The sequence below is a fragment of the Streptomyces sp. NPDC038135 genome (assembly GCF_055601245.1).
The window spans coordinates 217098-234600 of the sequence record NZ_JBVJXS010000007.1 but is presented as its reverse complement, the minus strand read 5'-3'; the positions used below and the strand labels follow the sequence as shown (position 1 = coordinate 234600).

Sequence of the window (17503 nt, the reverse complement as noted above, 5' to 3'; positions counted from 1 at the left end):
GCGCCGGGTCCTACCGGACGGCCGACGGTCAGGGCGCCAGGGAGAAGTGGTTCTCCTCCTCCTGGGTGAAGTGCAGGCGCAGCACGGTGTTCAGGCCGTAGAGGCAGGAACGCAGGTCGTCGAGCTGCCCGGGGGACAGGCCGCCGTCGGCGTGGGCGAGTTGCAGATGGGTGGCGACCCGGCGGGAGAGGCGCTCGATCTCGGTGTGGGCGCGGCTCATGGTGGCGGTGGCCTCCGGCCCGCCGAGGGTGGGGGCGAGAGCGGGGTAAAGCTGGTGCTCCTCGGCGTACTCGTGCGGGAGCAGCCGTTCGGTGAGCAGCCGGTGGGTCTCCTCGACGGCCGCCAGTGCCTCGGGACCGGTATCGCCGGAGAGCCGGTCCGCGGAGTCGCGAACCGACTCGAGGACGTCCTGGAGGTCGTCGTGCTCGGCGGCGAAGCGGTGGATCAGGGTCTCGGCGGCGGGCGTCAGGGGCGGCCGCACGGCCTGGTCGACGCGCAGGGCGCGCAGGGCGTCAGTAGCCAGCATCAGCGCGATCAGGCGCCGGCCAGGTACTCGTGGACGGCCAGGGTGCCGCCGAGGGCGAGTACGGCGATGAGGTCCACGCCCGCGCGTCCCTGCCGCAGGGCGGCGACCACCCAGCGCGCGGCGGGCACCACGGCCGACAGGGTTCCGAGCGCCCGGAAGAGGTCGGCGAGGCCGGTCCCGCCGGCCAGCCAGGCGATACCGCCGGCGGTCAGGGCCGCCGCGGTGACGGCCAGCAGGACGGGTTCGACCCGTGACGAGGCGATCACCGCGGCCAGGCGGTGCGGTGGTCCGGTGCGGGTGCGGTGGTGGTTCATGGCGTACCTCGGTCCGTCCGGCGCGGCGGCCGTCGGGACGGCCCCGTCCCATCACACCGCGCCGGCGGGCACCCCCGGCAGGGCTGTCCGGCCCTGACTCGGGGCCGGACAGCCGGGGCCCTTGCGCGAGGGCCCTCCCGTCCGCCGGACGAGAGGGCCTGCGCGCGTGCGGGCGGGGTCAGGACGGGGGCTGGAGGACCTGGTCGATGACGTAGATCGTGGCGTTCGCGGCCTTGATGTTGCCGCAGACGATGCTCGCCTTGCCGTTGACCTTGAAGTCGCTGCCCGAGCCCGACGTGGTCAGCTTGCCGCCCTCCACCGTGGTGAAGGAGCCGTCGGAGAGCTGGTCGGGGGTGATCTGCTGGTCCACGACGTGGTAGGTCAGCACCTTCTTGAGCTGCCCCTCGTTGGCGAGGAGCGAGGTGAGCTGCGAGGCGGTGACGTTCTTGAAGGCCTGGTCGTTGGGGGCGAAGACCGTGATCTGCGGCTTGCCGTTCAGGGTGTCGGTCAGCTTCGCCCTGACCGCGGCCGAGACCAGCTGGCTGAGCTGCGGATACGCGGACGCGGCGTTCACGACCTTGTCCTTGGCGGTGTCGGCCTTCTGGGAGAGCGCCGAGCAGCCGGAACCGAACGTCCCCGACGGGCTGGGCGACGCGTCCTGTGCGTGGCTCTGCGACGCCACTCCGCCGAAGGTGAGCGGGACGGCCAACGCGGCCGCCGCGGCGGCCTTTGCTGTACGCATGCGGGTGAACCTCATCGCGACCTTCCTCCCGTGGAGGCGTGAGCACTGCGGAGGCTGGGACTGCGGACGTCCTCGTTTCCGCGGGCGGGGTGGGGCGGCTGCCGCGCCACGGCCCCGCCTGGGGCCATCGCCACCCGGCCACCCAGCGAGCGTATCCAGCAGGTGCCCGTGACCGCATCTCGAGCGCCTGCGACCGGACTTGGCCGCCGCGGGCCGGAGCGGCCACGGCGCCGGCCCGCTACGCCCCGCCCCGGGCGGCGTCGAGCCCTACCGGTAGAGCCGCACTCCGCCGTTCGACCCGAGGGCGTTGAGCGCCAGCACGCCGCCGTCCCGGGTGACGTACACGGTGCCGGCGGTGAAGTTCCACTTGCCGGTCCCGACCGGCAGGACGGCGACCGGGACGGTGCGTCCGGTGCGCGGGTCGATGCTGACGAGCTGCGGGGCGCCGGTCGTGGTGACGGCGTACACCTTGTCGTGCGCGCCGGACGCGGGGACGGCGAGCACGGCGGAGCGCTGGGTCCAGAGCTTGGCGCCGGTGGTGGTGTCGAAGCCGTCGACCACCGCGTTCCCGGCGGCCGAGGCCGGGGTGACCAGGACGTTGCCGTACAGCCGGGCGGAGTGGTCGGCGTCGCTGGTGTTGCCGCTCGTGAGCTCGTCGTCGCCCACGGCCAGTCTGCGGCCGTCACCGGTGGCGCCGAGGACCCGTACGGCGTCCTGACGGGCCGTGTGGACGGCGGCGACCAGCGGGGAGCCGGACAGGATGTGCGTCACGTCCGAGTGGGCGCTCTCGGCCTTCCGCCAGATCACCTTCCCCGTCTTGCCGTCGAGCGCGCTGAAGGTGAACCTGGTCTTCCGGTCGAGGCAGAAGTCGGCCACCAGCACGACGCCGTCGGCGCCCCAGTCGTAGGCGTTGCAGTAGTGACCGCGGGCCTTGTAGCCCCACACGCGGCCGCCGGTGCGGACGTCGACACCGCCGAGGAAGTTCTTGCCGACGACGGTGGCGACGCCGCCCTGCACATAGGTCGCGGCGGTCGTCGCCGTGGGGTGCTTGGCGCTGGTCAGCGGCAGGGACCAGAGGATCTTGCCGGTGGACGCGTCGACGCCGGCCAGCCGGGTGCAGGTACCGGAGTCCGTGCCGAAGGCGACCGTGCCGATGCCCTGCGCGCCGAGCGTCGGCGACATCGCGCACGGGACGCTGCCGTGCTTGTCGTCGGCGGAGGGCGCGGCGCTCCACACCCGCCTGCCGTCGGTCAGGTCGTAGGCGCGCAGGCCGCCCCGGCTGCTGGCGCGCACGAGCAGCTTGTCGGTGAGCCAGCTGCCCACCAGCGCGTCGTCGGCGGCGGGCGCCGGTGTCTGCCACGCCTGCGTCAGGCTCCTGGAGGCGACGGCGGCGGCGTCCTGCTGCTTGAGCATGACGGCGGCGGTCCCGGCCGCTGCGGCGACGACGGCGAGGGTGAGCATGACCCGGCCCGTCCGCCTGGGCTTCGCGGCCCGCCTGCCGCCCCCTCCCGCGAGGGCGTTCGGCCGCGCGGCGTCAGGCTCGGAGCGGCGCGGGGCCGTCCGGCCGGCGGCGGTCGTCGCCGCTGACGGGCGTCCGTGGCCCTCGTCCGCAGGCTCCCCGTGCCCGGGATGCGGACGCGTCCGGCGATCCGCCCCGGGGATGGCCTCGTGGCCGCCTGCACGGGGTTCGGGGAAGCGCAGCGGCATGGTGGAGTCCCAGCGCGTGCCGGAGGAGCCGCCGTACGGCTCGGCCGCCGGCGGGGCGTCCCACGGCACGACCGGCTCAGGCTGCCGCTGTTCCCGGTACGGCCGCGGGCCGGCGGCCGGCCGGCGGGGCCGGAAGGCCCAGCCGTCCTCCTGCGGAGCGCCCTGGCCCGGCGACGATTCTGCCGTCATCTCCGTGATCTCCCCTGGTCGGGCATCCGCGTGCGCCAGCCGCGGTGATGCGCCCTGATGAATGTCGTTCCTCGCGGGCTCGAGCCCGGCTCCTGCGCGGCCCTGGATCAACCGGTCTTGAACGAGTGACCGAAGCCGTTGCGGGCCGACTCCACCTGGAACGCGGCCCGCGCACCCACCGAGGTGCTGATCCGCCAGTCCATCAACTGCTTGCCGCCCGGCCAGTCCTTGCGCTGGTCGTACCAGACGAGTCCGATGACGCCGGCCTTGGCGGCGCCCTGGAACAGGTCGCGGATGTGCGCCTGCTTGTCCTTGCCCTCGGCCACCCCGGTCTCCGCGATCAGCACCGGCTTGCCGGAGAAGTCCGCGATCCGGCGCAGGGTGGGCGTGAACAGGCTGGAGAAGGCGACGCCGTCGATCGGCCCGTAGTAGCCGATGAGGCCGACCCAGTCGACGTAGGCGCTGCCCGGGTAGTAGGGGCGCAGCCGGGCGGGGGTGCCCGAGTCGACCACGTGTGGAGTCCACACCCAGATCACGTTGGTGACGCCCCGCTCGGCGAAGATGCGGTGCACGCGCTTCCAGGACGCGACGAAGTCGGCGGGCTTGGCGTGCTCGGGGCCCCAGGAGTTCCAGGGGCCGTTCATCTCGCCGGCGAAGGAGAGGGCCAGCGGGCCGTCGTACGAGGCGATCTGGCCCGCCAGCCGGCGGATGTAGGCGTCCTCCCCGCCCTTCGCGATGTCGGCGAGCGACGTGTCGGTGGGGACCAGCGCCATCAGGGGCAACTGGCCGTGCTTCCACAGGAACGCGTTGCCCTCCGCGTCGAAGTCGTCGCCCCAGGAGCTGTAATACTCGCGGATGTCGGGGGTCCGCCCGGTCTCTTCGGCGAAGGTGGTGACGATGCCGTACTGCCAGGGCGTCTTGTCGTCGACGACGCCCAGCGCGCGGCCGGACGGTCTGAGCAGGGACGAGACCCGGTAGCGCGCGGCTGCGGCGGAGTCCGCGCCCTTCTCGGCGTCGTCCCCGCTTCCCGCGCCCGCGCAGGCATCCACCAGGAACAGGACGGCGGCCATGAGGATCGCGGCGGCCGGCAGGCGGAGGCGACGGCGGGGTATTGCCATGCGGTGCGGGTCCGATCGGGCAGGGGTCGGCTACGACATCCCGAACTCTACGAGACCCGCGTGACTTTCACCGAATCTTCATACTACTCTGGTCACATGATCGGGAGCGGTCGGATAATCTCCCCTTCCTCATACGATTCATTGGTTTTGCCGCACTACTCACGGCTTTCCGCAGCGCCGGACCGGTAGATGTGACGGGACGCAGGAAGGCTCGACGCTCTCGATGACCAGTACCTCCACGGAGCTCGAGCCCACTCCCGTCTTCGTGGACCAGACCGGGCTGCGCGGCCGCCGACTGCGCGGACTGGGCTGGCTGGTGGGCATCCTCTGCGCCGGGTGCGTGGTGGCGATGATCTCCGGTCTGGTCGGAACCCAGTCCCAGGCGCCCGCGCTCACCGTCCCCCGCACCGCGGACACCACACCGCCCAGCCAGTACCTGAACGCGCCGCTGCCCGCGGCCCCCGGCGCCGCCGCCCAGCCCGTTCGGAGCACCGCCGCCGCGGTGCCCCCGTCCGTCGTCACGGAGTCGGTCCCCACGACGACGGTGCCCGGCGCGACGGCGCCCGGCGCGACGGCGCCCGGTACGGCGGTGACCGCTACGGCGGCGACCGTCACGGCGGCGCCCGTAACGGTGGCGTCGAGCCCCGTGACCGTCACCGCGCAGTAGCCAGCCGCGACCGACCAGGAAGTCCATGTCCCGCCACCAACGCCCCCGGCAGTCCATCGCGCGACCGCGCCGACTCGCCGCGCCTCCCCTGCGCTTCTTCCTGCCGGTGACCGTACTGGCGACCCTGCTGGCGCTGATGGTGCTCCGGGGCATGGCCAACAACGAGGCCTTCCACGACGACAAGATCGCCGTCTCGGTGGACAAGGGCACCGTCCCGACCAGCGTGCTGGAGGGCGGCCCGGTCGTCGACGCGCGCGGCGACCGGAACGCCAAGCCGGTCAACTACACGATCCCGGACAAGACCGTCGTCCTCACCTTCGACGACGGGCCGTCCCCCCAGTGGACGCCGAAGATCCTCAAGGTGCTGAAGGAGGAGAACGTCCGCGCCGACTTCTTCGTCACCGGCTCGATGGTCTCCCGCAACCCGGAGCTGATCCGCCGGATCGTGGCCGACGGCCACGAGATCGGTCTGCACACCTTCACCCACCCCGACCTCGCGCTGCACTCCGGCACCCGGCTCACCTGGGAGCTGGGCGAGACCCAGCTCGCCCTGGCCGGTGTCGCCGGCATCCACACCAGCCTGTTCCGCCCGCCCTACTCCTCCACCGTGGACGCGCTGGACGACTGGTCGTGGCCGGTGACCAAACAGGCCGGGTCCGAGGGGTACCTGACCGCCTTCATCGACAAGGACACCGACGACTGGAAGCGCCCCGGCGTCGACTCCATCGTCAAGGCCGCCATGCCCGAACTCCCCGGCCAGGGCGAGATGATCCTGATGCACGACGCCGGCGGCAACCGCGCGCAGACGCTGGCCGCGCTGCCCGTGATCATCGACAAGCTCAAGGCCCAGGGCTACACCTTCAAGACCACCGGCGAGGCCCTCGGCACCGGCTCCGCCAACACCAAGGTCACCAGCTACAACCTCTGGGTCGGCAAGGCGTTCCTGTGGTGCACCACCTTCTCGGTGTGGCTGCTGCCGTGGCTGGTCGGCCTGCTCGCGGTCGTCGGCGTACTGGTCATGGCGCGGTTCGCGCTGATGCTGGTGCTCTCGGCCGTCCACGTGCGGCGCACCCGCAAGCCGGGCTTCTCCTGGGGCGACCCGGTCACCGAACCGGTCACCGTGGTGGTGCCCGCGTACAACGAGCAGGAGTGCATCACCAACACCCTGCTCTCACTTGCCGCGAGCGACCATCCCATCGAAGTGATCGTGGTCGACGACGGGTCGAGCGACGACACGGCCGCCATCGTGGAGGAGCTGGACCTGCCGATGGTCCGGCTGATCCGGCAGCCCAACAGCGGCAAGCCGGCCGCTCTCAACACCGGTGTGGCGGCCGCCTCGTACGACCTGATCGTCATGATGGACGGCGACACGGTCTTCGAGCCGTCCACCGTCCGCGAGCTGGTGCAGCCCTTCGCCGACCCCCGGGTCGGCGCGGTGGCCGGCAACGCCAAGGTCGGCAACCGCGACACGCTGATCGGCGCCTGGCAGCACATCGAGTACGTGATGGGCTTCAACCTCGACCGCCGGATGTACGACGTGCTCAACTGCATGCCGACCATCCCCGGCGCCGTGGGCGGCTTCCGCCGTACGGCGCTGCAGCAGGCGGGCGGCATGAGCGACGACACGCTCGCCGAGGACACCGACGTGACCATGGCCCTGCACCGGGCCGGCTGGCGGGTCGTCTACGCCGAGGACGCCCGCGCCTGGACCGAGGCGCCCGTCAGCATGAAGCAGCTCTGGTCCCAGCGGTACCGCTGGAGCTACGGCACCATGCAGGCGATGTGGAAGCACCGGCACTCGCTGCTGGAGCGCGGCGCGGCCGGCCACTTCGGCCGGGTGGGGCTGCCGTTCGTCGCCCTGTTCATGGTGATCACCCCGCTGCTCGCACCCGCCATCGACATCGGCATGGTCTACGGCGTGGTCTTCGTCGACGCGTACAAGACCCTGGCCGCCTGGTTCGCGGTGATGGCCCTGCAGGCCGTGTGCGCCTGGTGGTCCTTCCACCTGGACAGGGAGAAGCCGTGGCACCTGATCACGCTCCCGGCCCAGCAGGTGGTCTACCGGGTGCTCATGTACATGGTGCTGCTGCAGTCCGCCATCACCGCCCTGACCGGGGGCCGGTTGCGCTGGCAGAAGCTGCGGCGCACCGGTGAGGTGGGGCTCGAGTTCACAACGGGGGCGAAGTCCGCATGAGTCACGCGCAACCAAGTGCCTTCGGCACCCAGGACCCCTCCGACACCGTCGCCCTGCGGGTGATGGACCCCGCCGCCTTCCCCGCGCAGCGCGGCCCGCAGCCCGAGGAGGCCGCCCCGGCGCCCGCGCGGAAGCCCGGCCGCGACCGCTACCTCGACCTGCTGCGGGCGCTCGCACTGGTCCGCGTGGTGATCTACCACAACTTCAGCTGGTCCTGGCTGCCGATCGTCTTCCCCTCCATGGGCGTGATGTTCGCGCTGGCCGGGTCGCTGATGGTGCGCTCCCTCAACCGGCCGGCGCTGAGCGTGATCCGCGGCCGGCTGCGCCGTCTGCTGCCGCCGATGTGGCTGTTCGGCGCGGTCGTGGTGCCGCTGATGCTCCTGCAGGGCTGGCGGCCCGACGCCCACCACCCCAACTGGTGGTGGGGCGACCTGGCGTACTGGGTCATGCCGTTCAGCGAGCCGCCGTTCGGGGCGACACTGCACACCTTCGGCGGCCACCTGCCGAACACCTGGGCCGAGCAGATCTGTGTGCCGCTGTGGTACCTGCGCGCCTACCTCTGGTACGTACTGCTGTCGCCGCTGATGCTCAAGGCGATGCGGAAGCTGCCCTGGGTCACCCTGCTGGTACCGCTGGTGCTGGCGTTCGTCGTCAACTCGGGCCTGGTCGACCAGTCCGGCCGGCTGATGGAGGCCGCCACCGACTTCACCACCTTCGGCGCCTGCTGGCTGCTCGGCATGGCCCACCAGGAGGGGCTGCTGCGCAGAATTCCGCAGTACGTCGTGCCGTCCGTCGCACCGCTGGTGCTCATGTTCGGCCTGTGGTGGCTGCTGCGGTCACCGGTGGACAACCCACGGCTCGGGCACGACCTGGAAGCGGTGCCGGTCGCCCAGGCGATCTGGTCGTTCGGCGCGGTGATGCTGCTGCTCCACCTGAGCCCTTCCTGGGAGCAGTGGCCCAAACCGCTGGAGCGGTTCAACGGCGTCATCAGCCTGCTCAACTCCCGCGCTGTCACCGTCTACCTGTGGCACTCCTTCGCGCTGGTGCTGACCGAGCCGCTGATCGACCCGCTGTGGAGCAACAAGTTCTTCTACGACCACGCCCAGTGGCTGCTGATGAGCCAGTGGACCCCGCTGGTGATCGCCGTCCCGCTGATCTGCCTTGCGATCCTGCTCTTCGGCTGGATAGAGGACGTGGCCGCCAAACGCCGGCCCCGTCTCTTCCCCTACCCCCGCCGCTCGAAGGGCCGGCGTCGGGGGCGGTAGCAGCGCCCCGCGGCGCGTGGCTGCGGTCGCCGGTCAGTCGACGCCCTCGATGATGCGGAAGTCGCGCTCGACGCCGTCGGAAAGGACGGCCAGCGCCTCCTGGTACGCCGCGCTCTCGTGTGCCGCGACCGCCTGTTCAAAGGTGTCGAACTCGATCAGGACGGTGCGCTCGGCGATACCGGCGTCATGGGCGACGACCCGGCCGCCGCGGGCGAGCACCCGCCCGCCCCCGGCCTGGACGGCCGGAGCGGCCAGCTCGTTGTAGGCGGCCAGCTTCTCCGGGTCGGAAATGGTCCGGTACGCACTGACCCAGTAGCCCTTGGCCATGGAGACCTCCTGTGTTCGGACAAGCGCGCCAGGCTGATGACCTGGCATCACATCAACGGACGATGACGGAAACGTCAGTGGGCGGCTTTGACGGCCATCGCCGCTAGCGACAGCGCGCGTCCGGAGACAGACCTTGACGCGGCAACCCCTGGCGGAACGTCCTGCGCAGGGGGAGCGCCGTCGCCAGGACGAAAATTCCGAAGAGCGTGATCGGCGCCAGCCCGGACGGCCTCACGTAGTCGAGCGGGTCGCTCAGGATGCCATACCGGTTCCCCCACCAGTTCGCAGCCAGGTCGGCGGCCATGACGGTCGCGCCGAGGGGCGGTCCCGCCGGACGCGCGAGCACGACCCACACGGCGACGAGCAGGTCGAGCACGAGCAGGGCGTGGAAGAGCAGTTGGCTCGGCAGGGGCCAGTAGCGGTACGCGTGCAGTCCACCCCTGATCACGTCGTAGGCGTGCGACCCGGTTCCTTCCACGAACCCGATGACGTACACCGCCGCCACCCCTCGCGCCCAGCGCGGCTGCGTCCCCCATCGCATGCCGCCCATCCTAGGTACGAGATCCAACGCGGCACCGGGTCGCGGCTCGGACCTAGGCAGGCGTCACATCACTTCACCACGACGTTGTCCCCGGACGACGTCGACGGGCCGGTGGTGGCGTTGCCGTGGTACAGCCAGCGCCACGTGCCCGTCTTGGAGGCCTTCACGGTCGTCCTGAGATCACCCGAGCCGTTCGCGTACACCTTCTTCACCGTGGTGTAGGAGGCGGTGCCGGCAGGCTTGAACTGCAGGTTCACCAGGCGGCCTCCGTAGGAGGCGTACTTCTTGGTCTCCCAGTTGGCCCGTGTGACCTTGCCGGTCACGGTGATGGTCCTGTCCTTGGACACCGGTTCGGGCGAGGCGTTGACGGTCAGGCGGGAGTTGCGCTTGACCTGGACCGTCAGACCCTTGTCGTCGGTGTCACCGCCGCCGCCCTTGAAGGACACCTCGGCTCCGACCTTCCAGGCCCCGGCCTCGCTGTTACGCATGTCCCACACGCTCGGGTCGAAGTACATCGTCTCGTTGAAGTCGCAGACGCCCGAGCTCACGGTGATGCAGTCGCTCGTCTCGATGGCGTGCCACAGCCGATCATCCGCACCATCGCGGTACAGGAACACCGCCGGCCACTGCCACTTGTGGGTGGTCGCCATTCGGAAGGAGGCGGGCACCGCAACCTCCGACACCCCGATCACAATCGGCTTGCCGCCGTTCACCTGGACACGGGTGAACGAGACCCCACCCTCGGCCGCCCCGGCCGGCGCCGAGGCCACGGCCGTGAACACCGCCGCCGCACCACCGGCTACGACGACTCTCCAGCCCTGCTTCCCCACCTGATCCCCAATCGTCCTACGCGAAGGCACAGAAGGCTCATCCCTCCAGCGCCTTACAGACAGCCGGCACCCGCACGGGGTTGTACACCCGCGAATCACAATGGGGCATCAGACAATCCCCGCCTCCCGAGAGGCGGATGGGTGGGCGCGGCGCATCACTTGCCCGGAGCCCGGCCCAACGGGCCTGACAGTCGCTGAGCGAGACGGAAACTGAGACGGTTCTTCCCATGAGCGAGACACCAGACCCCGGCAACCCGAACGGCATCCGGGTGGGCGACATCTACGAGGACTGCTCGTTCCACCCGGTGCTGTGCACCGCGGTTGATGAGGTGGCGGGCGTCGTACTCAGCGGCGTCTCCCTCATCGACGGCAGCTTTCCCCGCTCCTGCGATGCCCTGCACTGCCGGCCCATCCGGATCCGCGTGGAGGACGTCATGGCCATCAAGCAGGACTTGGAGGGCTACGCCCGCCGGCGGACGGAAGAGCTACGGGCGGGGGACAACACCTGATCCGTAGCTCTGTGTGGATCGGTCGGTGGCGGTCCTACCGGTCGGGCGCAGCCGGGGGCTGATCCGCTGCAGTGGCGAAGCAGTTGCTGAGGACGCGGCGGCACACTGGAACGAGTGACGGGTCCGATAGCCCACGCTTGGGTATCGCGACAGAGGGTTTGCCCGAGCGGTCCATCAGGACGAACTGGCGGTCGTACTCCACCAGCTCACCGAACCTCGACCAGGCGTAAGTGTGCGTAACGCCTTCTGTCCTCACGGTCAGCGCTTCCTCGGTTATCACCTGCTCGTAATGTTGCTGAAGGCCAGGAGAACGGTTCCAGACCTTGCGTGCGCTGCGACGGAGGCCCCAGCGGGAGGAGAGGATGAACGCGCGGTAGCTGTAGCCCCTCTCCGGCACATAGCTCAGCGTCAGCGCTTGCATGCCCTCGCCTTAGTGATCCCCAATGGTGTGAGGTACGGATCATAGGGTGACGCTGGCATTGAGCAGCCGCACGTGCCTCCTTCCTTGCCGCCACCCTGCCCGGCTCTGCCTGGGTCGACGCGAACGGGATGCCACCAGCGCACGCCACGATGTGCCCGCAGTCGGGAACGGCGCCCCCAGGTGTGCGACCGGCACCGCTGATGTCAGACGGAGATGGCAGAGGGCCCGCGCCCCCCAGATGTGGGAGGCGCGGGCCCTATGAACTGGTGCCCCCGGCAGGATTCGAACCTGCGACACCCGCTTTAGGAGAGCGGTGCTCTATCCCCTGAGCTACGAAGGCGCTGTACTCGGTCCACAGGGTACCGGATCAGGGCGGGGCGGTGGATCAGGACGGGGGGACGTGGGTGAAGCGGGAGGCGGTGTGGAGGTCTGCCTGGATGTGGTCGGCGGTGGAGCGGAGGGCGGGGAGCAGGTCTGTGACGCAGTTCTGGAGGGTGCGGCGGGCCGCGTGTGTGGCCACGTTCACCGCGGCGACCACCCGGCCGCTCCGGTCGCGTACCGGTACTGCGATGGAGCGCAGCCCTGATTCCAGCTCCTCGTCGGCCAGTGCGTAGCCCTGGGCGCGGATCTCGGCGAGGGCGGAGGGCAGGGGGCCCTCGGCGTCGGCGAGCAGGACGCGGCCCAGCGAGGTCCCGGCGGCCGGGAGACGTGCGCCGACCGCGATGTCCACGGTGAGGACCCGGCTCGCGCCCGCTCCTGCCGTGTACTGGATCTCCGTTCCCGCGCCGGGCGCCAGGACCGCCAGTGCCGTCGGCTCGTGGACCCGGTCGGCGAGGGCCCTGAGGTGGGGCGCGGCCAGCCGGGGGAGCGTGGTGCGGGACAGCGGCGGGAAGCCCAGGTCCAGGACGCGCGGGGTGAGGGTGAAGGTGCGGGGGTCGGGTCCGGTGGTCACCAGGCCCAGGTGTTCGTAGGTGATCAGCGCCCGCCGGGCCGTTGCCCGGGCCAGGCCGGTCGCCCGGGCCACCTCGGTCAGCGGCAGCGCCGAGCGGCCCTCGCCGAACGCGGTCAGCACGGTCAGGCCCCGGGCCAGGGACTCGATGAACTCGCGCCCCAGTTCGTGCTTGGACGCCGTGGTCCAGGCCGCCAGGCCCGAGGGCGCCGGGCCGGGCTCCGGCGGGGGCGCCTGGCGCAGGTCGGCCTCCATGGCGGCGACCGCCGTGCGCAGCCTGGGGATCAGGGTGGTGCGCAGGTCGGCCGCCGTGTGCCGGCTGGTGTGGCTGACCACGCTCGCCACGCACGCCACCCGGCCGGTCGCCGGGTCCCGTACCGGCACGGACACCGCGACCAGGCCCGGCTCGATCAACTGGTCGTCCACCGCCCAGCCGTCCCGGCGGGCCTGCGCCGCCCTCGTCTCGAAAGCCGGCAAGTGGGCGGAGGAGAAAGTGGGTTGAGGGGGCAGCGCGGGGAAGGGGGCGTCCGCCGGGTCGCCGGACAGCCGGGAGTGCCAGCGCGCCCAGTCCATTTGGTCCCACTCGGCCGCGAACAACGCTCCCGGCGCGGTGCGTTCGGCCGGGAGCAGGTCGCCGATGCGGAAGCTCACGGACATCGCGCGGCGGCGCGTTGCCTGGTGGATGAAGCGGACGCCGTCGAGGTCGGCGACCGCGAGGGACACCGACTCGTCCAGTTCGTCGGCCAGGGCGTCCGCGCGGGCGTCGAGCAGGGCGGGCAGGCGCAGGGCGGCCAGGTAGGCGTTGCCCAGTTCCATCACACGGGGGGTGAGGACGACGTCCCGGGCGTCGTGGCGGACGTATCCCATGCGGGCCAGGGTGGCGGTGATCCGGTCGACCGTGGAGCGGGCGAGCCCGGTCGCCCGTTCCAGCTCGCTGGGGCTGAGCGTCCCGCCCGCCAGCGTCAGTCGCCGCAGCACGGCGATCCCGCGCATCAGCGGCGCGACCGCCTCGGCCGGCGGGCCGGGCGCGGCGTCCTGGTCCAGGGCGGTTCTCGGGGGCATCGGCTCGGTTCTCCGGTCCGGTACGGCGACTTGCGGGAACGCCTACGGTAGACCGCCCGGTGCGGTGCCCGGCCGGCGTCGTCACGCTGCCGCGTCCCCGCCACTGCAGGGTGATCCGCTGTGGCCCACCACCGCCGGATGACCTTCCACCGCCGAACCACCGGCTACCGCCGAGTGACCCGTACCTTGAACTCCCCGTCGTTCCCCGTCGCCTTCATCTCGACCGTGATCCCATGGCGCGGGTCCTTGAAGGACTCGCCGGTGGTGAAGGGGGCGTCGGAGAGTTCGGCTTGGACGTTGGGGCTTCGGGTGCAGCCGCCGCTGTGGCGGTGGGCGTCGTAGACCGTGATCGGGCCGCGCCCGGTGTCCACGGTGGCGTCGACCTTGTAAATGAGGATGCCCGGCTCGCACACCGTCTCGTCGTTGCCCCCCGGCGCGCGCAGTTCCAGTGCGTAGGTGGTGCGCTGGTCTATCGGTATGAGGACCAGCTTCCCGCCGCCGGGCCGGTACAGCGGTGTCAGCGTGTAGTCGGTGCGGCCGGGGCGGGCCGCGCAGCCGACCTGGGTGCCGTCCAGCCAGCCCAGTTTCCACTTGTGCCAGCCGAGGAGGTCGTTGTTGACCCCCCAGTCCTCGCTCATGATGTCCCAGTGCCCGACCGCCGAGCCGCCCTCCTGGGTGTAGAGGTCGGGCAGCCCGAAGGTGTGGCCGTTCTCGTGGGGGAGTACCCGGTAGCCGGTGTGGCCGTAGGAGCCGGAGCCGTCGTCCTGGCGGGAGTAGACGAAGGAGGCGTTGGCGACGACGACGCCGTCGGCGACCGGGGCGTCGGAGTTGCCGGCGAAGGTCACGGACAGCACGGTGTCCAGGGCGGAGGGGCCGGCGTTGGGGGTGACCAGCACGTTCAGCAGGTCGTACGAGCGGAAGTCCACGTCGGGGTCGGCGGCGGCCACCATGTCCTGCACGAGCTGGCGGTAGCCGGGGTCGAAGGGTGCGCCGCGCTCTATGCCGTACGCCTTGAACGGTTTCGGCATGCGCAGCCAGCCGGGTATCGGGGTCTCCGGGCGGTAGTCGAGCCGGCCGTAGGACGCCGTGCGGAACCACTCCTGGGTCTGCGGGAAGAACTCGTGGAAGCGGTCCTCGGCGCTGCCCTGCCCGGGAGCGTCGGAGAAGTCGATCATCAGGGTGAGGGCGCGGACCGTACCGGTGGAGCGGGAGTAGCCGACCGGGGTGGGGACGCCTTCCGTCATCTGCACGTCCATGCCGCCGCGGATCATGCAGGGGGAGAGGGCGGAGGAGCGGACCAGGCCGGCCGGGCCGGCGGTCGAGGACGCCGTCAGCGGCCCGCTGCCGGCTGAGGTGCTGACCGCGAGGGTCAGGATGCTCACCGAGGCCAGGGCGGTCGCGCGGCGCGGGCGTATGCGGCGGCGTGGCGACGGCGGCTGCATGCATGGACCTCCCGCTCCACGGCAGCCGCAGGTCTGACGACTGCACCTGTGATCACCCTGGGTCGACGGGCGGGAGGGCGCGCGCTGGAGCAGCCGATCGTGGGAATCCACGGAGCGGCAGGTGTGAGCCAGGTCACGGGAATGTTTTCGGCGAGGGGGAAATAACCGGGGACCTGCTCCCCGTTTAGACCTGTGTCCGCGCGAAACGGGGATCCATTCCCCGGATCGCAGAGTCACCAGACCAGGAGTACGCCGTGCAGACCGCCCTCCCCACGCCGCGCAAGGTGTCCCGGCCTCGCGCCGACGCCCTGCGCAACCGGGAGCGGATCGTCACCGCCGCCCGGGAGATGTTCGTCGAACACGGGCCGGACGTGCCCTTCGACGAGATCGCCCGCCGGGCCGGTGTCGGCAATGCCACGGTGTACCGCAACTTCCCGGACCGCGACGCCCTCGTCCGCGAGGTCGTCTGCTCGGTCCTCGACCGGACCGTACGGGTCGCCGAACAGGCGCTGTCCGAGGGCGGCGACGCGTTCGAGGCGCTGGAGCGCTTCGTGCACGCCGCCGCGGACGAACGGATCAGCGCCCTGTGCCCGATGGTCACCAGCACGTTCGACCAGCACCACCCCGATCTGGAGGCCGCCCGCGAGCGCGTCGAGCGCATCGTCGAGGACCTCATGGACCGGGCCAAGGGGGCCGGGCTGCTCCGCTCCGACGTGGGTGTCGGTGACCTGATGGTCGCCGTCGCCCAGCTCAGCCGGCCGCCGGCCGGCACGGACTGCTGCAGCGTCGACCGCTTCGCACACCGTCATCTTCAGCTGTTCCTGGACGGTCTGCGGGCTCCAGGCCGCTCCGTCCTGCCGGGCACACCCGTGACCATGGAGGACCTCCGCAAAGCCTGACCGATCAGCCTGACCGACCGGCACGACCGATCAGTCCGGGACCGCGCTCCGGTCCCCACCCACAGCACGCAGAGCACTCACAGCATTCACAGCACGCAGAGCACTGAAAGCACCCGGAGCGCCGGGGTGCTGCCGGCCGCACCGGGCCGGTGAAACGAGCTTCCGGCCGTCGCCGTCGCTGCCGACGAGCCGCCCATACCTACGTCTTTTTTCCGTCACGAAGTCCCGAAGTGGGTACCTCCATGTCCGAAGCAGCCCTCAAGGCTCCCGGCCTCACCGCACCGAGCGGTGACGCCAACCGCTGGAAAGCGCTGGTCTTCATCGCGCTCGCCCAGCTGATGGTCGTCCTCGACGCCACCATCGTGAACATCGCGCTGCCCTCCGCCCAGACCGACCTGGGCATCTCCGACGGCAACCGGCAGTGGGTCGTCACCGCCTACGCCCTCGCCTTCGGCGGTCTGCTGCTCTTCGGCGGCCGGGTCGCCGACCTGTGGGGCCGCAAGCGCGCCTTCGTGCTGGGCCTCGGCGGCTTCGCGGCCGCCTCCGCGCTCGGCGGCGCCGCCACCACCGGCACCATGATGTTCGGCGCCCGCGCCCTGCAGGGTGTCTTCGGCGCCCTGCTCGCCCCGGCCGCGCTGTCCCTGCTCGCCGTGATGTTCACGGACGCCAAGGAGCGCGCCAAGGCGTTCGGGATCTACGGCGCGATCGCCGGTGGCGGCGGCGCCGTCGGCCTGATCCTCGGCGGTTTCCTCACCGAGTACCTGGACTGGCGCTGGACCTTCTTCGTGAACGTCCCGTTCGCCGTCGTCGCCGCGCTCGGCGCCTGGTTCGTCATCCGTGAGCCCGAGGGCGGCCGCAACCGCTCCCCGCTCGACATCCCCGGCGTGATCCTCTCCAGCCTCGGCCTGTTCGCGCTCGTCTACGGCTTCACCCGCGCCGAGTCCGACGGCTGGGGCGACACCGTGACCGTCGCGATGTTCGTCGCGTCCGCGGTGCTGCTCCTCGCCTTCGTGCTGGTCGAGTCCCGGGTCAAGGCCCCGCTGCTGCCGCTGCGCGTGGTCACCGACCGCAACCGCGGCGGCATCTACCTCTCCCTCGGCCTCGCCATCATCGGCATGTTCGGCCTGTTCCTCTTCCTGACCTACTACCTGCAGGTCGTGAAGGGCTACTCGCCGGTGAAGACCGGTTTCGCGTTCCTGCCGATGGTGGCGGGCATGATCACCGGCTCCACCCAGATCGGCACCCGGCTGATGACCCGCGTCCCGGCCCGGCTGCTCATGGGCCCCGGCTTCCTGGTCGCCGGGTTCGGCATGCTGCTGCTGACGCAGATGGAGATCGGCTCGTCGTACGCGACGCTGCTGCTGCCCGCGATGGTGCTGCTCGGCCTCGGCATGGGCACGGCGTTCATGCCGGCGATGTCCCTCGCCACCTCGGGCGTCGAGCCCCGGGACGCCGGTGTCGCGTCCGCGATGGTCAACACCTCGCAGCAGGTGGGCGGCGCGATCGGCACCGCCCTGCTGAACACCATCGCCGCGTCCGCGAAGACCTCGTACATCGAGGACCACATCGCCGGTGCGGCCACCAAGCCGCAGCAGCAGCTCGTGGGCCTGCAGGGCATGGTGCACGGCTACAGCACGGCGATCGGCTTCGCCGTCGGCATCCTGGCCCTCGCCGCGCTGATCGCCTTCACCTTCGTCAACGCCGGCCGCCCGGGCTCCACCCCGGTCGCCTCCGGCGAGGGCGTCGAGGACGAGATTCCGGTGCCGGTGGTGGCCCACTGACCGGCCTCGGGGTGACGACC

The 17503-nt window shown here is 71.2% G+C and carries 16 protein-coding genes, 1 tRNA gene and 1 pseudogene; 6 read left to right on the top strand and 12 right to left on the bottom strand.

The window, feature by feature from the left end:
• Nucleotides 1-28 precede the first annotated feature (28 nt).
• From ACZ7JA_RS21415 to ACZ7JA_RS21395, 5 genes and pseudogenes are all read right to left on the bottom strand, one after another.
• Nucleotides 29-514: pseudogene (locus ACZ7JA_RS21415) on the bottom strand (hemerythrin domain-containing protein); the annotation flags it as partial.
• Nucleotides 515-534: 20 nt separating this feature from the next.
• Entirely contained in the window at nucleotides 535-840 is a 306-nt protein-coding gene (locus ACZ7JA_RS21410) for a hypothetical protein (RefSeq protein WP_389450019.1), read from the bottom strand.
• A 178-nt stretch (nucleotides 841-1018) separates the two neighbouring features.
• Entirely contained in the window at nucleotides 1019-1597 is a 579-nt protein-coding gene (locus ACZ7JA_RS21405; protein ID WP_470809759.1) for a fasciclin domain-containing protein, read from the bottom strand.
• A gap of 252 nt (nucleotides 1598-1849) precedes the next feature.
• The gene (locus ACZ7JA_RS21400; RefSeq protein WP_470809757.1) at nucleotides 1850-3478 is read right to left on the bottom strand and encodes an outer membrane protein assembly factor BamB family protein; all 1629 of its coding nucleotides are present in this window, start codon (nucleotides 3476-3478) and stop codon (nucleotides 1850-1852) included.
• Between the two features lie 107 nt (nucleotides 3479-3585).
• Nucleotides 3586-4596 carry a glycoside hydrolase family 26 protein gene (locus ACZ7JA_RS21395; protein WP_470809754.1) on the bottom strand — a complete coding sequence of 337 codons (1011 nt, stop codon included), beginning with the start codon at nucleotides 4594-4596 and terminating at the stop codon, nucleotides 3586-3588.
• 223 nt (nucleotides 4597-4819) lie between these two features.
• Here ACZ7JA_RS21395 and ACZ7JA_RS21390 point away from each other — a divergent pair, with 223 nt between their 5' ends.
• From ACZ7JA_RS21390 to ACZ7JA_RS21380, 3 genes are read left to right on the top strand one after another with little or no spacing between them, the layout of a single operon-like run.
• Nucleotides 4820-5263 (top strand): hypothetical protein, encoded by a 444-nt coding sequence (locus ACZ7JA_RS21390; RefSeq protein ID WP_470809752.1) that lies wholly within the window; start codon nucleotides 4820-4822, stop codon nucleotides 5261-5263.
• 25 nt (nucleotides 5264-5288) lie between these two features.
• Entirely contained in the window at nucleotides 5289-7457 is a 2169-nt protein-coding gene (locus tag ACZ7JA_RS21385; RefSeq protein ID WP_470809750.1) for a bifunctional polysaccharide deacetylase/glycosyltransferase family 2 protein, read from the top strand.
• Complete coding sequence (locus ACZ7JA_RS21380; RefSeq protein WP_470809747.1) at nucleotides 7454-8722, top strand: acyltransferase family protein; 1269 nt, start codon at nucleotides 7454-7456, stop codon at nucleotides 8720-8722. The genes ACZ7JA_RS21385 and ACZ7JA_RS21380 overlap by 4 nt, the downstream gene beginning before the upstream one ends.
• Nucleotides 8723-8755: 33 nt before the next feature.
• On the opposite strand, the gene ACZ7JA_RS21375 is transcribed toward ACZ7JA_RS21380, so the two are convergent.
• The 3 genes from ACZ7JA_RS21375 to ACZ7JA_RS21365 form a co-directional block, all read right to left on the bottom strand.
• Nucleotides 8756-9049: a DUF1330 domain-containing protein gene (locus ACZ7JA_RS21375; RefSeq protein ID WP_389303306.1), complete on the bottom strand. Its 294-nt coding sequence runs from the start codon at nucleotides 9047-9049 to the stop codon at nucleotides 8756-8758.
• Nucleotides 9050-9152: 103 nt separating this feature from the next.
• Nucleotides 9153-9590 carry a hypothetical protein gene (locus ACZ7JA_RS21370; protein WP_470809744.1) on the bottom strand — a complete coding sequence of 146 codons (438 nt, stop codon included), beginning with the start codon at nucleotides 9588-9590 and terminating at the stop codon, nucleotides 9153-9155.
• A 68-nt stretch (nucleotides 9591-9658) separates the two neighbouring features.
• Nucleotides 9659-10420 carry a hypothetical protein gene (locus ACZ7JA_RS21365; protein ID WP_470809742.1) on the bottom strand — a complete coding sequence of 254 codons (762 nt, stop codon included), beginning with the start codon at nucleotides 10418-10420 and terminating at the stop codon, nucleotides 9659-9661.
• Between the two features lie 227 nt (nucleotides 10421-10647).
• Between ACZ7JA_RS21365 and ACZ7JA_RS21360 the strand changes: the two genes are divergently transcribed.
• Nucleotides 10648-10929, top strand: a complete 282-nt coding sequence (locus tag ACZ7JA_RS21360; protein WP_389450002.1) for a hypothetical protein — start codon at nucleotides 10648-10650, stop codon at nucleotides 10927-10929.
• 34 nt (nucleotides 10930-10963) lie between these two features.
• On the opposite strand, the gene ACZ7JA_RS21355 is transcribed toward ACZ7JA_RS21360, so the two are convergent.
• The 4 genes from ACZ7JA_RS21355 to ACZ7JA_RS21340 all read right to left on the bottom strand — a co-directional run bounded on the left by ACZ7JA_RS21355 (nucleotide 10964) and on the right by ACZ7JA_RS21340 (nucleotide 14803).
• The gene (locus ACZ7JA_RS21355; RefSeq protein WP_470809740.1) at nucleotides 10964-11350 is read right to left on the bottom strand and encodes a YcxB family protein; all 387 of its coding nucleotides are present in this window, start codon (nucleotides 11348-11350) and stop codon (nucleotides 10964-10966) included.
• 264 nt (nucleotides 11351-11614) lie between these two features.
• Nucleotides 11615-11690, bottom strand: a tRNA-Arg gene (locus ACZ7JA_RS21350).
• Nucleotides 11691-11735: 45 nt separating this feature from the next.
• Nucleotides 11736-13361 (bottom strand): IclR family transcriptional regulator domain-containing protein, encoded by a 1626-nt coding sequence (locus ACZ7JA_RS21345; RefSeq protein WP_470809738.1) that lies wholly within the window; start codon nucleotides 13359-13361, stop codon nucleotides 11736-11738.
• Between the two features lie 164 nt (nucleotides 13362-13525).
• Nucleotides 13526-14803, bottom strand: coding sequence for a M6 family metalloprotease domain-containing protein (locus ACZ7JA_RS21340; protein WP_450744483.1), 1278 nt, complete (start codon nucleotides 14801-14803; stop codon nucleotides 13526-13528).
• Between the two features lie 254 nt (nucleotides 14804-15057).
• Between ACZ7JA_RS21340 and ACZ7JA_RS21335 the strand changes: the two genes are divergently transcribed.
• Entirely contained in the window at nucleotides 15058-15702 is a 645-nt protein-coding gene (locus ACZ7JA_RS21335) for a TetR/AcrR family transcriptional regulator (RefSeq protein ID WP_389303369.1), read from the top strand.
• 242 nt (nucleotides 15703-15944) lie between these two features.
• Nucleotides 15945-17483 carry an MFS transporter gene (locus ACZ7JA_RS21330; protein WP_450748610.1) on the top strand — a complete coding sequence of 513 codons (1539 nt, stop codon included), beginning with the start codon at nucleotides 15945-15947 and terminating at the stop codon, nucleotides 17481-17483.
• Nucleotides 17484-17503 lie beyond the last annotated feature (20 nt).

Excerpts from the sequence above, each read along its gene's own strand:
- ACZ7JA_RS21410 (WP_389450019.1), bottom strand. The coding sequence starts at position 840 with ATGAACCACCACCGCACCCGCACCGGACCACCGCACCGCCTGGCCGCG.
- ACZ7JA_RS21405 (WP_470809759.1), bottom strand. The coding sequence starts at position 1,597 with ATGAGGTTCACCCGCATGCGTACAGCAAAGGCCGCCGCGGCGGCCGCG.
- ACZ7JA_RS21400 (WP_470809757.1), bottom strand. The coding sequence starts at position 3,478 with ATGACGGCAGAATCGTCGCCGGGCCAGGGCGCTCCGCAGGAGGACGGC.
- ACZ7JA_RS21395 (WP_470809754.1), bottom strand. The coding sequence starts at position 4,596 with ATGGCAATACCCCGCCGTCGCCTCCGCCTGCCGGCCGCCGCGATCCTC.
- ACZ7JA_RS21390 (WP_470809752.1), top strand. The coding sequence starts at position 4,820 with ATGACCAGTACCTCCACGGAGCTCGAGCCCACTCCCGTCTTCGTGGAC.
- ACZ7JA_RS21385 (WP_470809750.1), top strand. The coding sequence starts at position 5,289 with ATGTCCCGCCACCAACGCCCCCGGCAGTCCATCGCGCGACCGCGCCGA.
- ACZ7JA_RS21380 (WP_470809747.1), top strand. The coding sequence starts at position 7,454 with ATGAGTCACGCGCAACCAAGTGCCTTCGGCACCCAGGACCCCTCCGAC.
- ACZ7JA_RS21375 (WP_389303306.1), bottom strand. The coding sequence starts at position 9,049 with ATGGCCAAGGGCTACTGGGTCAGTGCGTACCGGACCATTTCCGACCCG.
- ACZ7JA_RS21370 (WP_470809744.1), bottom strand. The coding sequence starts at position 9,590 with ATGCGATGGGGGACGCAGCCGCGCTGGGCGCGAGGGGTGGCGGCGGTG.
- ACZ7JA_RS21360 (WP_389450002.1), top strand. The coding sequence starts at position 10,648 with ATGAGCGAGACACCAGACCCCGGCAACCCGAACGGCATCCGGGTGGGC.
- ACZ7JA_RS21355 (WP_470809740.1), bottom strand. The coding sequence starts at position 11,350 with ATGCAAGCGCTGACGCTGAGCTATGTGCCGGAGAGGGGCTACAGCTAC.
- ACZ7JA_RS21345 (WP_470809738.1), bottom strand. The coding sequence starts at position 13,361 with ATGCCCCCGAGAACCGCCCTGGACCAGGACGCCGCGCCCGGCCCGCCG.
- ACZ7JA_RS21340 (WP_450744483.1), bottom strand. The coding sequence starts at position 14,803 with ATGCAGCCGCCGTCGCCACGCCGCCGCATACGCCCGCGCCGCGCGACC.
- ACZ7JA_RS21330 (WP_450748610.1), top strand. The coding sequence starts at position 15,945 with ATGTCCGAAGCAGCCCTCAAGGCTCCCGGCCTCACCGCACCGAGCGGT.